The following is a 14,207-nucleotide window of genomic DNA, read 5'->3' on the forward strand; positions in this document are numbered from 1 at the left end:
TAGGGACGGCAATGAATGGAAATATTTAAGCCCCTTATATTTATCATTGCCGTTTGGCTTTAGCCAACGGATTACAAATAGAAACCTATAAGGCTTTAGCCTTAATTGGCTTTTGATATTCATTTTGATACCCAGATTTGAAAATCATTCTTTACAAAAACAAAACATATAATTCCTTACTTTAGAATTATATGTTGTCTTTATTAGTTGCCGACCAAATACGCCAGGCTGATGCCTATACCATTGCCCATGAGCCCATCTCCTCTGTCGATCTGATGGAGCGGGCTTCTAAAGCATTTGTGGGCTGGTTCATCAATCATTTTCCGGATAAAAAACAATCGATCAGTTTTTATTGTGGCACGGGCAATAATGGCGGCGACGGATTGGCTATTGCACGCATACTCCATCAGCATCAGTATAAAAAACTGACTGTCAAAATTGTGCGTTTCAGCGATAAAACTTCTGCCGATTTTGATATTAACTTGATGCGCTTAAAGCAGACCGATATCCCGATAAGCGAAATAAATAAAGACGATGAGTTGCCGGATGAAAGCAGCGCCATCATTATCGATGCCCTTTTAGGCAGCGGATTGAACAAACCACTTACCGGCGATTATGAGCGGCTGGTTAAGCATATCAATGCCCTAAACAAAACAGTGGTGGCTGTTGATGTACCCACAGGGCTTTTCTGCGACGGAGAGATACAAGCGGATGCCACAGCCATTGAAGCCGATCTGGTGATCACCTTTCAGCAACCCCGGATCAATTTTTTGCTGCCTGAGTCAGCCCAGTATATTCATTGCTGGGAAGCGGTAAATATTGGTATCGACGAAAAATATGTACAGTCTATAAACTCGCCTTACCTGTTTATAGAGGAAAAGGATGTGAAGACCTGGCTGAAACCACGGCGGCATTTTAGCAACAAAGGTACTTACGGACATGCCCTTATCATAGCCGGGCAGGCCAAAACCATGGGGGCGGCACTACTATCCGCTTCTGCCGCGGTACATGCGGGCGCAGGTCTCATCACAGCTTGTGTTCCCGAAAGCGGCCTTACTGCCCTGAACAGTTATCTGCCGGAGATTATGGCCATCGTGCGTAATGAAAATAACCTGCCCCAAATAGAATGGGATAAATTTAGTTCGATAGCCATTGGACCTGGTTTGGGTAAGGGTGATGATGCACTTGAATTACTATCAGCCGTAATCAAAAACCATAAAAAGCCTATCGTTGTTGATGCCGACGCCCTTAATTTGTTGGCAGAACATCCGGAGCTATTGAAAAAATTACCGGAAGGGAGTGTGCTAACACCCCATATGAAAGAGTTTGATCGTTTGTTTGGTGAGCATAAAAACTGGTGGCAGCGGTTGCAAACAGGTATAGAGCAGGCTAAAAAGCTAAATCTTCATATTGTATTAAAGAATGATTATACCATAACCCTTTCGCCAGAGGGGCAGGCTTACTTTAATTCATCAGGTAATGCGGCTATGGCATCGGGCGGTATGGGCGATGTGTTAACCGGGATCATTGCGGCTCTGCTGGCTCAAAAATATACGCCTTTACAAGCCTGCCTTATCAGTATCTATATACACGGCAAAGCCGGCGATGAATTGGCCTTGCCAAATAGGTTGAATGTGGTTTTGCCGGGTAAGCTCACCGCGCAATTGCCAATAACCATGGCCAAATTAATAGCATAAAAAAAACGGTTGCAAGTATTGATACAACCGTTTTTGATTAACTATTAACTGATCTTATAAAGAACTAAATACTCAAATTTATGGTGTTAGATTTATGATATTCGTCAGGTTTTTCGATCTAACTATACATAAGACGCACTAACTACCCTAATAGTTACAAAAAAACAAATAATTTGTGTGGATTTTGGTTAAATAATTGTTAAATAACATAATAAGGTACTGGTTTGTTTACAAAAGTAACCAGAAACAGCTTAAAATGAGTTAAAAAATGTGTTAAAATTTGTTAAACTGCGAAGGGGCTACAGGAGCCATAGTATGATAAATGCAATAAAACGGAAGGATAACGAGGATCAGAATTTACCCAGAACCACCATTTGATCCATGGTAGGGTTTATGCTGCCGCCTTTGGGTTCAAGGGTTACGGCAAAAGCATCTGCAAGCGCAATCGACTTCATCTCCTTCATACCTGTCGAATCGTTTTTGGCGTCAAAAACACCAAGGTCAACCGGTTTTCCGCCTACCAATGCCCAAAGCTGGTATTGGTGGTCTTTATCATTCTCCGGCAGTTTGACATTACCCATATCTATCATCACTTTTTTCCTGACCGCGCTAAATGCCACTGTTACAACCGAGGCTGGAGTTTTGGCTGTTCCCTGTAGTTTTAATAGTTTAAAAGATGGGTCGCGAAAAATGCCCAGTTCCTTGTCCATTAAGTTTACACGATTGCTGAAATGCTGGTTTTGCACCTGTATAGCCTCCAATTGGTTGTTGGATTGCTGCAACCGCGAGTAAACGCTTACCAAAGCAATGGTACTGGCTATTAACAAGGCCAAACTGGCCGCAAAGGCATATTTATAAAAATTGGTTTCTTTACGGGCGGTTAGCTCAACCACTTTATGATTAACTGAGTGTGACTTTTCCGGGAAGTTATTATCGTCGCCAAAATTGGTGAGGATACTGCCCATTACCCGGCTACGTAAATTTTCTGATGGTTCAACGGCATTTTCCAGAGCATATGATTCCAGGGAGCGCTCAATTTCATCCAGTTCCGCTTTCACGGCAGGATGCTTTTGGGCCATCTCTTCTACTTGTAACCTTTCGTCGGGGCTTACATCCCCCAAAACGTAAAGTTCCAATATCCCCGATTCAATATATGCTCTTATATCTTCCACTACTTCAATTAAAATGTTTTCTGAGTTGCTGTATACCCATGCGCAACCGCGTTTTAATGGTACCCAGCGGAACGCCTAACTCATCAGCAGCTTCCACATGCGTGTAACCTTTAAAATACACCAGATCGATTATTGATTTTTGTTCAGGCTTTAATGTATCAACCAAATCTTTAATACCCATTAACTCAGGCTTGTAAACTGTACTGTTTTGTTCATCAATAGAATTTACGGTATTTTCAATCTCCTGGTTTTTATGCTGGTTTTTAAAATCCTTTGATCTGATCTTATCTATAGCCAGGTTACGCGCGATATTTACCATCCAGGTAAATAAGCGGCCTTTTTCGGTGTTATAGCTGGAGAAGGAGTGCCAGATCTTTACAAAAGTTTCCTGTAAAACATCTTCGGCAATGGCGGTATCAATAACAATACGTGAAATTACGCCGAACAGTGAAGCAGAATACATATCATATAAAGCCTCAATAGCTATTTTTTCATGATTTCTCAATGAAAGAACCAACTGCTCTTCGGTCAGCGATATTTTATGTTTCTTACTCAACAGTGTGAATATATAAAGGAATTATCACATATCAAACAGATGCTTTTCTGCATGATAGGATGAACGTACCAATGGGCCGCTCTCTACGTATTTGAAACCTTTATCTAATCCAAATTGTTTTAAGCGGGCAAATTGATCAGGGTGTATCCAGTCAATTACGGGGTGGTGGTTACGTGTTGGCTGTAAGTACTGGCCTAAAGTAAGTATGTGTACGCCGGCCGCCAACAGATCGTCCATGGCCTCTAAAATATCATCTTCGGTTTCGCCTAAACCCAGCATAATGCCCGATTTGGTGCGTAAACCAGCTTCTGATACATGTTTTAACGCTTCCAGGCTACGATCGTACTTGGCCTGGATGCGTACCTCCTTAGTAAGGCGGCGTACAGTTTCCAGGTTATGCGATACTACCTCGGGGCGGGTTTCCAGCACACGTGCCAGGTTATCCCAATTACCCCTAAAATCAGGCAATAAAGTTTCTAATGTAGTATCAGGGCTTTCGCGGCGTATAGCGTTAATGGTTTCGGCCCAGATTATGGATCCGCCGTCTTTTAAATCGTCACGGTCGACAGAGGTAATCACACAGTGTTTTACCTGCATTAGTTTTACCGAAGTAGCTACACGGTTTGGTTCGTCTACATCAACGGCTAATGGTCTGCCGGTTGCTACGGCACAAAATGAGCAGGAACGGGTGCAAATATTACCCAATATCATGAAGGTAGCAGTACCGGCTCCCCAGCACTCGCCCATATTGGGGCAATTACCACTTTCGCAGATGGTATGCAGCTTATGCTCATCAACCAAACCACGTACATGCGTATACTCTTTTCCAATGGGAAGCTTAACCCTAAGCCAATCAGGCTTACGTTGTGGTTGTTGGCTCACAGCAGGAACTACCGGTAATTCAATCATGATGCAAATGTAGTTAAAAACCAAATAACCCTTTATGGGCTACAGCGCAAGTTTTACGAATAAATTATAATAGGGGGATCAGAATCAAGAGACAAGAATCAGGAAACAAGAATTAAAACCATCACGTCATTGCGAGGTACGAAGCAATCCCCGATTTTCAGAGTCGCTCTGTATAGCATAGGGATTGCTTCGTACCTCGCAATGACGCGCGGGGAGAAGCCTCCGATACTATTTCCTAAAATTCTTTGCTAATTTAAAACCGACAGGGCTTCATCAACCGAGATCTGGCCATGTGATTGATCAAGCACGCATTCACCGTCTTTGATCAGCAGCAACTGCGGCGATTCGTGGTGTACCTGGAAAATTTCGGCTACTTGTTTTGACAGATCACGATAACTGATGAGATCCAGGAAATAAAGGGGCATGTCTTCCGGAAGATCTTCCCAGTCCAGTTCAAAACGTTTTTTGGCCATCATGCTGATGGAACAGCGGGTGCTATGTTTAAATATCAGGCTGTAGCCCTGGTGCTGTTTAATGCTATTCAATTGATCTGCCGACTCCAACGAAATCCAATTCATAAAGATAATGATATAGTGTACAGTGCTATAAGTAAAACTAACTTACAAAATAACACAAAAAACTCCCTATAGCTTTAAGCGAAAATAAAAAATGACAATTACCTGTTAACGACCGCTTTTAGGATATGAACCATAAGCCGGGCATAGTTTATTGGAGCATGATGAGATGATGCAGCCAACCGCCAGGGCTATAAACGCTATGTAAATAATTTTTTTCATCGTATTAATTGATACAGGTTTTTACGTTGATCAGTTGTTTAATGTTTCGGCAAGATGTGCCATTTTTATAGCTGTAATAGCAGCCTCATCGCCTTTGTTACCATGTTTACCACCGGCACGGTCAATAGCCTGCTGCTGGTTATCGGTGGTTAATACACCAAATATAACAGGTTTTGAATATTTTATAGCAACATTACTTACGCCATTTGCTACAGCATTACAAATAAAATCAAAATGACGGGTTTCGCCCTGTATCACACAGCCCAGGCATATTACCGCTTCCAGTCCGCCTTTTTTCAACAACAGATCGGCGCCCGAGGTAAGCTCAAAGCTGCCGGGTACCGGGTATACCACAATATTTTCGGGCAGGGCGCCATTATTTACCAGGCTTTGATAGGCACCCTGATAAAGCGCATTGGTAATTTCGGCGTTCCATTCGGCTACTACGATACCAAAGCGGTATGGCTTTGCAGACGGGATCTCGGTATTTGAAAAATCAGATAGGTTTTTAAGCTGTGTAGCCATGATTTCTTGATTTCGGAATTCGGATGTTCGATTTATCTATATTTCGGATTTCGGATGTTCGATTTCGGATTTGCTTCCAAGTATAAAACAAAAAATGTTCGATTCTGGACTTAAAGGCCTTTTACAAGTCAATAAATCCGAAATCGAACATCCGAAATCCGAAATCGAAAATTATTGTTTCGCTTCGGCGCGAGCTATATACTCGTCAATATTTTGTGCTTCGGCGCTTTCAGGATATTCTGTTTTTATCCTTTTGTAAGCCTCGGTAGCCGATTTATTGTCTTTTTGCTCTTCGTAAACTAAGCCTAATTTTTTTAAGTAAAGTGGCGATAAAAATTTATTTTTCGCTTTATCAACAGCTTTGTTAAATGATGAGGCTGCTTTATCATAATCTTTTAGCTCTACATAAGCATCACCCGCGCTGCCCAGTGCTTCTGCAGCTACCATGCTGTCGTCACCGCGATAGTTGTTCAGGTTATCAAGGGCTTTACGGTATTCGCCTTTGTTTAAATAAGCGGTACCTAAGTAAAAATAAGCCAGGTTAGCGGCTTTGGTATTGCTGTACTCGGCAATGATCTTTTCAAAACCCGGATAGCTGGCATCGCCTTTTATAGCTTTGTCCCAATCTTTTTTAGCCCAAAAATCCTGCGCAACATGCATCTGATCGGCAGCCTGAACTTCGCGCGGACCTAAATATAATTTCAGATATAAAAGATAAATAGCAATAAGGGCAATGATGGCCCCACCTATAAATAATAGGCTTTTTTGATTCTCGCGCACGAAATTTCCGCTTTGTCCAAAATTACTTTCTGGTGCTGCAGCTTTGGTGTTCGCCTGGGTTTTTGACATTGTTGTTCTAAAATTAAGTGTGCAAAGTTACGGTTTTCAAAATTTCTGACAATAGCTTTTGTATTAAATCTTTATGGAGATGGTTTTATAGTTCATTTGTTCAACAGTTCATCGGTTTTTATGGGTAAAAAAGACATGGGTTTGTATTAGCGGACAACAAATAAATTCTTGTTTGGACAAACTAATGAACCAATGATACAAGTGAACTAATGAACTAATTCCCTAACTTTGCCTCCCCGTTATGTATTTGCAGCAACTGTCAGTCATCAATTTTAAAAATTACCAGGAGGCCGAGCTTACCTTTAGCGCGGGGGTGAATGCCTTTACCGGTAACAATGGTGCTGGCAAAACCAATCTGTTGGATGCTATTCATTACCTTTCGTTATGTAAAAGTTATTTTAACCCGATTGACAGCCAGCAGATAAAACAGGATGAGGACTTTTTTATCATTACCGGCGTTTTTAATAAAAACGAGCAAACCGAGGCGGTGGCCTGTTCTGTTAAGCGGAATCAGAAAAAACAGTTTAAACGGAATAAAAAGGACTATCAGCGCCTGGCTGATCACATTGGGTTATTGCCACTGGTGATGATCTCGCCGTACGATACCAGTATTATTACCGAAGGCAGTGAGGAGCGCCGCAAGTTTATTGATAATGTAATATCTCAAACTGATAACCATTACCTGGACGAGCTGATCACCTACAATAAGGTACTGGCCAACCGTAACGCGTTGTTAAAATTAATTGCCGATACCGGTCGCTATGACCCCAGTTTGCTGGAGGTGCTTGATGAACAGCTGGCGAATTCCGGTAACCGTATATTTGAAAGACGGAAAGCTTTTATGGAAAGCTTTACCGCTATTTTTAACAGTCATTATGGTTTTTTAAGTGATGGGGCCGAGCGCGTTGAGCTGGTTTATGAATCACAACTGTTGCAGGACAATTTCGCGGCTTTGTTAAAAAAGAATGTGGAACGCGACCGGGCGCTGGAGCGTACCACCGTGGGCATACATAAGGACGACCTGCAATTTGGTATTCATGGCATGTCAATGAAAAAATTCGGGTCACAAGGGCAGCAAAAATCGTTTTTAATTGCGCTTAAACTGGCACAGTATACATTTTTATATCAGCAAAAAGGATTTAAACCCCTACTGCTGCTGGATGATATTTTTGATAAGTTGGATGACGGGCGTGTTACCAAGCTGATGAAAATGGTATCCAATAACGATTTTGGACAAGTATTTATCACTGATACCAGCGTAAATCGCGTGCAGGACATTTTTCAGCGAATAAACGTAGAGGTAAAACTATTTAAAGTAACAGGAGGGGTAATTGATGCGTAAAGCAAATGACAAATCGTTAAAGGATGCTATTGACCAAATGCTGAACGTTTATAAAATTAAACGCCGCTTTGATGAAACTGCCGTGGTGGCTGCCTGGCCCGAGCTGGTGGGGAAGCCCGTAGCTAACAGAACCAAAGAGCTATTTATCCGCGATAAAAAATTGTTTCTGCGTATAGAATCATCTGTGATCAAAAACGAACTCATGATGATGCGTGCCCAGATCATGGACAAGATAAACGAAAAAGCAAACGGGGTACTGGTTGAGGAAATTATTTTCCTTTAGAAAAACGAAGCTTGTGCTTTACGCCAATGTCATCACTAATCATGGAGTAGGCAAAAATGAATATGCCCGGAATAATAAAAGCCAGTTGAACCTCGGGGTGGGCTTTATATAACAGGATAGAAGCTGCTGCCAGGCACACAACGAGTAACAGGTATATGATACATTTCAGAAATAGTTTCATACTGTATAACTTTAAAAATTACCAGGGTTATTAATTCAGGGTGAAATAAACAAAACCAAAATATTAACCCTGTAAGGTAAATCTACAAAACATATACCAAAACAGAACAAAAAAATAACATTTACCGGTGCAATTAACTGAATTACACCGGCAAATTATCTAAGAGTTAAAATCTTTCGAAAGCCGAAAAGAAGAAATTACCTTCTAACGCTGCATTCTCATCAGAGTCAGATCCGTGAACGGCGTTTGCATCAATTGATTTGGCAAACAGGTTACGGATAGTTCCCTCTTCCGCTTTAGCCGGATCGGTAGCGCCGATCAGTTTACGGAAATCTTCAATAGCATTGTCTTTCTCTAAAATGGCGGCTACGATAGGGCCCGATGACATAAAGCTAACAAGGTCTTTATAAAAAGGGCGTTCTTTATGCACTTCATAAAACTGACCGGCTTTTTCGGGGCTCAATGAGGTATATTTAAGGGCGATGATCTTGAATCCGCTCTTCGTGATCTTGTCTATAATCGCACCAATGTGGCCGTTTGCTACCGCATCTGGCTTTATCATGGTAAAAGTTCTGTTGGTTTTCATTTTTACTTTTTAAAATTGGCGCAAAAATAGGTTTTTACATCTGTAACATAAAGCGTTTTGAATTAAATTAGATGGTTTGTATTTAATTTATTTATTTAGCTTTGCAACTCTTTTTTAAAATTGATGTTAGACTTAGCCTCGCTTAAAGAACTTTTAGCACAGCCTCAAAAAATAGTGATCACTACCCATCATAAACCTGATGGTGATGCGATGGGCTCGTCGTTAGGGCTATATAATTATCTGATACAGCAAGGGCACCATGCCAAGGTGATCACCCCTACAGATTATCCCGATTTTTTGAGCTGGATGCCCGGCAACGAGGAGGTTATTATTTATACCGAACATCAGGAACAGTCGGCAACGCTTATTGCTGATGCGGACATGGTATTTTGCCTTGATTTTAACGCCTTGGGCAGGATCAATCAAATGGGTGAGTTGGTGGGCCAAAGCAGCGCTTACAAGATCATGATCGATCATCACCTGGAACCCGAGGATTTTGACGATTACAGGCACTGGAATATCAACGCATGTGCTACCGCCCAGCTTATTTATGATTTTATTGTGAATGAGCTGCAGCATCCCGAACTAATTAATAAGGATGTAGCTACCTGCCTGTATACCGGCATCATGACCGATTCGGCATCATTCAGGCTACCCAATACCACCTCAACCGTACACCGTATAGTAGCCGACCTGATTGATGCGGGCGCGGTTAACTGGCGGATCCATGAGCTGGTTTATAATAGCGCTTCTGAAAACCGGCTCAGGTTCCTGGGGCATTGTCTTGACAGTTGCCTTGAAGTATTACCCGAATATAATACCGCTATTATCGCGGTAAGTAAAGACGATCTTGAAAAATATGACGTTGATACCGGAGATACGGAAGGTGTTGTAAATTACGCTTTATCCATGGCCAGCATACGCCTGGCGGCATTTATTGTAGAACGACGCGACAAGGTAAAACTTTCGCTGCGTTCCAAAGGAGAGTTTCCGGCTAATGAGATCGTTAAAAAATACTTTAGTGGTGGCGGTCACCGTAATGCTGCCGGTGGTCACTCTGAGGATAGCCTCGAACAGGTTGTACAACAATTTAAACTAATATTACCAGAATATAAAAAACTATTAATACAGTAAAACAGTAAAAATGAAAAGAAAATTGATGTTATTGTCTCTTGCGGCTATCGGTTTAGCAAGTTGCAACAGTGGATTTAAGCAGGGCGATGGCGGCTTGCTTTATAATATTCATTCTTCTAAAGGCGGTGCCAAAATTAAAGACGGCGATTACTTATTTTTTAATATGGTAATTAAAACCGATGGAGACTCTATATTAAACAGCACTTACGAAAATGGTCAGCCGATAAAAACACCAATGCCTACCAAAGAACAGGCAAAAGGCGATCTGCTTATTGCAGGGGTTAGAATGTTGGGTGAAGGAGATAGCGCGACATTTAAAGTAGTAGCCGATTCGATATTTAAACGTGGTCAACAACGTCCTCCGGGCTTTAAAAGCAAGTATATCGTATACCAGATAAAAATTGAAAAAGTAATAGCTAAGGGTAACCTTAACCAAGAAGTTTTTGAAGGTCGTATAAGGGATTATGCCAAATCTCAAAGCGAAGCTGTAAAAACGCAAGAACCGGCTAAGATCAAAAAATATATTGCAGATCATCACCTTACATTAACCAAAACCGCATCGGGCTTACAATATGTAATTACCAATCCGGGCACCGGCGAAAAACCAGCTGTTGGCGATACCGCGGTAGTTAACTATACCGGCAAATTGGTTAACGGTAAAGTATTTGATACCAGTATTAAAGAAGAGGCAACCAAAGCCAAAATACCAGTTGACCCTATGCGCCAGTTTGCTCCTATCCGCATCCCTGTTGGCCAGGCTAAAGTAATACCAGGCTGGGATGAAGGCTTGCAATTGTTAAACAAAGGGGCTAAAGCGATATTCATTATCCCATCTGACTTGGCTTATAAAGATCAGGGAGTTGGTCCAATTGGCCCATACACTCCACTGGTGTTTGAAATGGAAATGGTAAACGTGGTTAAACCAAACCCTAATGCACCAAAACCGGTTGTACCGCAATTAACACCGCCGCCAACTAAATAATTAAAAGAAATTGAACACAGCCTTTTTGCTTTCGGGCAAAAAGGCTTTTTTTGTTATTATGAAACATCCAATTTATTTTCTGCTGCCATTACTTGCGCTATTTACCGTGAGCGCAAGTGCCCAGCAAACCACCGATTTGAAAAAGACAGCTAATGGTGCCTTGTATAAAATATTTACCAATAATACGGGCCCAAAAGCAAAGAAAGATGATGTGATCACTTTTAACTTTATCCAAACTACAGATAAGGATTCATTATTGTACAGCACTTATAAAACGGGTAAGCCGGTACAGGCGCAAATACAAGCCTCGCAAAATGTAGGCGATCTGATGGATATATTTCCTTTACTGGCGGCCAAAGACAGCGCCCTGGTTAAAGTACCTACCGATTCTGTTTTTAAAGGACATGAAGAGGCCCGCCCTCCGTTTTTTCCAAAAGGCAGCTATTTAACCTTTGTTATTAAAATAGAAAAGATCCAATCGCTGAATGAAGCAATTGTGGAAAAGAATGCCGAAGGACAAAAGCGAAAAGATAAAGAGTTAACCGAGGCCAACAGCTATTTGGCTGCCAATAAAATAAACACTATTTCAACCGGCTCAGGGTTAAGATACGTGGTTACCAAACCATCGGTAAAACGTAAGCCTTTATCTGGCGATACTGTACTGGTAAATTATACCGGTCGTATACTGAATGGCAAAGTATTTGACTCCAGCATTGCGGCCGATGCCAAAAGCGCTGGTTTAGATCAGCCAGGCCGTGAATATAAGCCGATAAGTGTAGTGCTTGGTCAGCAACAGGTAATACCCGGTTGGGATGAAGCCTTGCTGCTACTGAATGAAGGATCAAAAGCAAAATTGATCATCCCATCGAGCCTGGCTTATGGCGATAGAGGTGCCGGACAGGACATACCACCATTCAGCACATTGATATTTGATGTGGAACTTGTACAGGTAAAACCGGCTAAACATGCCCCGGCAGCCAAAACAGGTGTGATAAACCCTGCCAAAAAACGGGTTTACAGAAAGCCCCTCACAAAAAAGACAAATTAGGATGGTGAGTGGTGAGCAGGGAGCAGGGAGTGGTGAGTAGTGAGTGGTGAGTGGTGAGTTTAAAAAAATGGGAGACAAGTTAGATAAATTCTGATTCAGGCAAAAAATTATTACTCACTCCTCCCTACTCACCAATTCACCAATTCACCAATTCACCACTCACCACTCCCTACTCACCAATTCACTACCTATATTTGCACTATGGTACTAACCGACACACATACCCATCTGTATTACGAAACCATTGCCGATAAGCGCGCTGCACTCATGGAACGTTGCCTCAGCAACAACATCAGCCGCCTGTTTTTGCCCAATGTCGACAGGGAATCCGTGCCGTTGGTGTTTGATCTGGTAAAAACGTATCCCGGTCAATGTTTCCCGATGCTGGGTTTACATCCCTGCTCGGTAAAGGAAAACTGGCAGCAGGAACTTCATGATATCCGGGAGGCGCACCATCAGCATCAAATTGTAGCTATCGGTGAGATCGGTATCGACTTGTACTGGGATAAAACCACCTTAAATGAGCAGATAGAAGCCTTTCGCCAGCAGATCAACTGGGCAAAAAGTCTTAAACTCCCTATTGTTATCCACTGTCGTGATGCCTTTAACGAGGTATACGAGGTGCTGCAACAGGAACAGGATGCAAACCTGCGTGGTGTATTTCACTGCTTTACAGGCACACTGGAGCAAGCCCAAAAAGTAACAGATCTGGGCTTTTACCTGGGTATAGGCGGGGTGGTAACCTACAAAAATTCGGGTTTGGATAAAGTTGTAGCCGAAATTGACCTGAAACATATAGTTTTAGAAACAGATTCTCCGTACCTTACGCCCGTTCCGTTCCGCGGCAAGCCTAATGAAAGTTCATACCTGATCTACATTGCACAAAAGGTGGCGGAGCTGCACCAAATAACTTTGGATATGGTGGCCGATATAACCACTGAAAATTCAAAACAGCTGTTTGGGATTTAACAACATTTATTTATTGAATTTATACAGCATACAACCTATTTCATGAGCCAGATACTGATCATCTATACCGGAGGGACAATTGGAATGATGACCGATCCTGTGACCAAAGTACTTAAGCCTATCAATTTTGAACAGATCATGGACAATGTTCCTGAACTGGAAAAATTAAACTGCCGGATTAAAGTCCACTCCTTTGACGAGATCATCGATTCATCAAACATGAACCCGGCTATCTGGAGCGAACTGGCGGGGCTCATCCAGTCAAATTATCATGATAACGATGGTTTTGTGATCTTACATGGCTCCGATACCATGGCCTATACTGCATCGGCTTTAAGCTTTATGCTTGAGAACCTGGGCAAACCTATCATATTTACCGGCTCGCAACTGCCCATAAGCGCTATACGCACCGATGCCAAGGAAAACCTGATGACGGCCATTGAAATTGCCAAATCAAAAAAAGGCGACCGTGCACGCGTACCCGAAGTTTGTATCTACTTTGATTATAAACTATTCCGCGGTAACCGGGCGTTTAAATATAATTCTTCCAAATTCGAGGCGTTCCGCTCGCCTAACTACCCTATACTGGCCGAGTCGGGTGTTCACCTCCGTTTTAGCGCCAACGATATTAGGCATCCACAGGAGGGTACCGAACTTATTATCCATAACAACCTGGTAAGTGATGTTGCTGTACTAAAATTATATCCCGGCATTGGCACTAAGGTAGTAGAAACTATCCTGAACTCCGACGTACGGGGCATTGTAATGGAAACGTTTGGTGCGGGTAATACCACTACAGATCAATGGTTTATTGATCTGTTGAAAAACGCTATTGACAGTGGCAAAGTGATCGTAGATATTTCACAATGTAAGGTAGGTACGGTTGAGTTGGGCCGATACGAAACCAGTCGTGCCCTCAAAGATATTGGCGTAGCCAACGGATATGATATGACCTTTGAATCGGCTGTAACTAAAATGATGTATCTGCTGGGTATGTTTGATGACCCGGCGATGGTAAAATATTATATGGAGTTTGATTTAAGGGGCGAGATCACAGTATCGTAAATCTTATTCTTCGTCTTTTAGCATTTTTTGCCTCTCTACACGTCATACGAGCGATAGCGCGGCAATCTCCGTACAGTCTCACGAATAAGAATAGCTATGAGATTGCTTCGTC

The 14,207-nt window shown here is 42.1% G+C and carries 16 protein-coding genes; 8 read left to right on the top strand and 8 right to left on the bottom strand.

Annotated elements, in window-relative coordinates:
• Window positions 1-191 precede the first annotated feature (191 nt).
• Window positions 192-1,697, top strand: coding sequence for an NAD(P)H-hydrate dehydratase (locus AB6735_RS05670; RefSeq protein ID WP_370994885.1), 1,506 nt, complete (start codon window positions 192-194; stop codon window positions 1,695-1,697).
• A gap of 350 nt (window positions 1,698-2,047) precedes the next feature.
• Here the strand turns inward: AB6735_RS05670 and AB6735_RS05675 are convergent, their stop codons facing one another.
• From AB6735_RS05675 to AB6735_RS05700, 6 genes are all read right to left on the bottom strand, one after another.
• Complete coding sequence (locus tag AB6735_RS05675) at window positions 2,048-2,869, bottom strand: anti-sigma factor domain-containing protein (protein ID WP_370994886.1); 822 nt, start codon at window positions 2,867-2,869, stop codon at window positions 2,048-2,050.
• A gap of 4 nt (window positions 2,870-2,873) precedes the next feature.
• A complete protein-coding gene (locus AB6735_RS05680; RefSeq protein WP_370994887.1) occupies window positions 2,874-3,425 on the bottom strand; it encodes an RNA polymerase sigma factor in 552 nt (183 codons plus the stop codon).
• Between the two features lie 24 nt (window positions 3,426-3,449).
• Window positions 3,450-4,334, bottom strand: coding sequence for a lipoyl synthase (gene lipA, locus AB6735_RS05685; protein WP_370994888.1), 885 nt, complete (start codon window positions 4,332-4,334; stop codon window positions 3,450-3,452).
• A 248-nt stretch (window positions 4,335-4,582) separates the two neighbouring features.
• Entirely contained in the window at window positions 4,583-4,912 is a 330-nt protein-coding gene (gene ytxJ / locus AB6735_RS05690) for a bacillithiol system redox-active protein YtxJ (protein WP_370994889.1), read from the bottom strand.
• Window positions 4,913-5,161: 249 nt separating this feature from the next.
• Complete coding sequence (gene ribH, locus AB6735_RS05695; protein WP_090472642.1) at window positions 5,162-5,656, bottom strand: 6,7-dimethyl-8-ribityllumazine synthase; 495 nt, start codon at window positions 5,654-5,656, stop codon at window positions 5,162-5,164.
• Between the two features lie 171 nt (window positions 5,657-5,827).
• Window positions 5,828-6,505 (bottom strand): tol-pal system YbgF family protein, encoded by a 678-nt coding sequence (locus AB6735_RS05700; RefSeq protein WP_370994890.1) that lies wholly within the window; start codon window positions 6,503-6,505, stop codon window positions 5,828-5,830.
• 241 nt (window positions 6,506-6,746) lie between these two features.
• Between AB6735_RS05700 and AB6735_RS05705 the strand changes: the two genes are divergently transcribed.
• Both AB6735_RS05705 and AB6735_RS05710 read left to right on the top strand, forming a co-directional pair.
• Window positions 6,747-7,847: a DNA replication/repair protein RecF gene (locus AB6735_RS05705; protein WP_370994891.1), complete on the top strand. Its 1,101-nt coding sequence runs from the start codon at window positions 6,747-6,749 to the stop codon at window positions 7,845-7,847.
• Window positions 7,840-8,130 (top strand): DUF721 domain-containing protein, encoded by a 291-nt coding sequence (locus tag AB6735_RS05710; RefSeq protein WP_370994892.1) that lies wholly within the window; start codon window positions 7,840-7,842, stop codon window positions 8,128-8,130. Before AB6735_RS05705 ends, AB6735_RS05710 begins: the two co-directional genes overlap by 8 nt.
• Here AB6735_RS05710 and AB6735_RS05715 read toward each other — a convergent pair.
• Together AB6735_RS05715 and AB6735_RS05720 are read right to left on the bottom strand one after the other, a co-directional pair.
• The gene (locus AB6735_RS05715) at window positions 8,117-8,311 is read right to left on the bottom strand and encodes a hypothetical protein (protein WP_370994893.1); all 195 of its coding nucleotides are present in this window, start codon (window positions 8,309-8,311) and stop codon (window positions 8,117-8,119) included. The two genes, AB6735_RS05710 and AB6735_RS05715, sit on opposite strands and share 14 nt — an antisense overlap.
• 166 nt (window positions 8,312-8,477) lie before the next feature.
• On the bottom strand, window positions 8,478-8,897 hold the full coding sequence (locus AB6735_RS05720; protein WP_370994894.1) for a nucleoside-diphosphate kinase: 420 nt from the start codon (window positions 8,895-8,897) through the stop codon (window positions 8,478-8,480).
• A 123-nt stretch (window positions 8,898-9,020) separates the two neighbouring features.
• Here AB6735_RS05720 and AB6735_RS05725 point away from each other — a divergent pair, with 123 nt between their 5' ends.
• The 5 genes from AB6735_RS05725 (at window position 9,021) to AB6735_RS05745 (ending at window position 14,095) form a co-directional block, all read left to right on the top strand.
• Window positions 9,021-10,031 carry a bifunctional oligoribonuclease/PAP phosphatase NrnA gene (locus tag AB6735_RS05725; RefSeq protein WP_370994895.1) on the top strand — a complete coding sequence of 337 codons (1,011 nt, stop codon included), beginning with the start codon at window positions 9,021-9,023 and terminating at the stop codon, window positions 10,029-10,031.
• Window positions 10,032-10,041: 10 nt separating this feature from the next.
• Window positions 10,042-11,013: an FKBP-type peptidyl-prolyl cis-trans isomerase gene (locus AB6735_RS05730; RefSeq protein WP_370994896.1), complete on the top strand. Its 972-nt coding sequence runs from the start codon at window positions 10,042-10,044 to the stop codon at window positions 11,011-11,013.
• 10 nt (window positions 11,014-11,023) lie between these two features.
• Window positions 11,024-12,061 (top strand): FKBP-type peptidyl-prolyl cis-trans isomerase, encoded by a 1,038-nt coding sequence (locus AB6735_RS05735; RefSeq protein WP_370994897.1) that lies wholly within the window; start codon window positions 11,024-11,026, stop codon window positions 12,059-12,061.
• A 201-nt stretch (window positions 12,062-12,262) separates the two neighbouring features.
• Window positions 12,263-13,030: a TatD family hydrolase gene (locus AB6735_RS05740; RefSeq protein ID WP_370994898.1), complete on the top strand. Its 768-nt coding sequence runs from the start codon at window positions 12,263-12,265 to the stop codon at window positions 13,028-13,030.
• Window positions 13,031-13,072: 42 nt separating this feature from the next.
• Window positions 13,073-14,095, top strand: coding sequence for an asparaginase (locus AB6735_RS05745; protein ID WP_370994899.1), 1,023 nt, complete (start codon window positions 13,073-13,075; stop codon window positions 14,093-14,095).
• The last annotated feature ends 112 nt before the right edge of the window (window positions 14,096-14,207 follow it).

The sequence above is a fragment of the Mucilaginibacter sp. RCC_168 genome (genome assembly GCF_041355315.1).
Lineage (GTDB): Bacteria > Bacteroidota > Bacteroidia > Sphingobacteriales > Sphingobacteriaceae > Mucilaginibacter.

What these genes read in the sequence shown, in the direction of transcription:
- AB6735_RS05715 (WP_370994893.1), bottom strand. Translation starts at nt 8,311, where the DNA reads ATGAAACTATTTCTGAAATGTATCATATACCTGTTACTCGTTGTGTGC.
- AB6735_RS05670 (WP_370994885.1), top strand. Translation starts at nt 192, where the DNA reads ATGTTGTCTTTATTAGTTGCCGACCAAATACGCCAGGCTGATGCCTAT.
- AB6735_RS05745 (WP_370994899.1), top strand. Translation starts at nt 13,073, where the DNA reads ATGAGCCAGATACTGATCATCTATACCGGAGGGACAATTGGAATGATG.
- lipA (WP_370994888.1), bottom strand. Translation starts at nt 4,334, where the DNA reads ATGATTGAATTACCGGTAGTTCCTGCTGTGAGCCAACAACCACAACGT.
- ribH (WP_090472642.1), bottom strand. Translation starts at nt 5,656, where the DNA reads ATGGCTACACAGCTTAAAAACCTATCTGATTTTTCAAATACCGAGATC.
- AB6735_RS05720 (WP_370994894.1), bottom strand. Translation starts at nt 8,897, where the DNA reads ATGAAAACCAACAGAACTTTTACCATGATAAAGCCAGATGCGGTAGCA.
- AB6735_RS05725 (WP_370994895.1), top strand. Translation starts at nt 9,021, where the DNA reads ATGTTAGACTTAGCCTCGCTTAAAGAACTTTTAGCACAGCCTCAAAAA.
- AB6735_RS05730 (WP_370994896.1), top strand. Translation starts at nt 10,042, where the DNA reads ATGAAAAGAAAATTGATGTTATTGTCTCTTGCGGCTATCGGTTTAGCA.
- AB6735_RS05710 (WP_370994892.1), top strand. Translation starts at nt 7,840, where the DNA reads ATGCGTAAAGCAAATGACAAATCGTTAAAGGATGCTATTGACCAAATG.
- AB6735_RS05740 (WP_370994898.1), top strand. Translation starts at nt 12,263, where the DNA reads ATGGTACTAACCGACACACATACCCATCTGTATTACGAAACCATTGCC.
- ytxJ (WP_370994889.1), bottom strand. Translation starts at nt 4,912, where the DNA reads ATGAATTGGATTTCGTTGGAGTCGGCAGATCAATTGAATAGCATTAAA.
- AB6735_RS05700 (WP_370994890.1), bottom strand. Translation starts at nt 6,505, where the DNA reads ATGTCAAAAACCCAGGCGAACACCAAAGCTGCAGCACCAGAAAGTAAT.
- AB6735_RS05705 (WP_370994891.1), top strand. Translation starts at nt 6,747, where the DNA reads ATGTATTTGCAGCAACTGTCAGTCATCAATTTTAAAAATTACCAGGAG.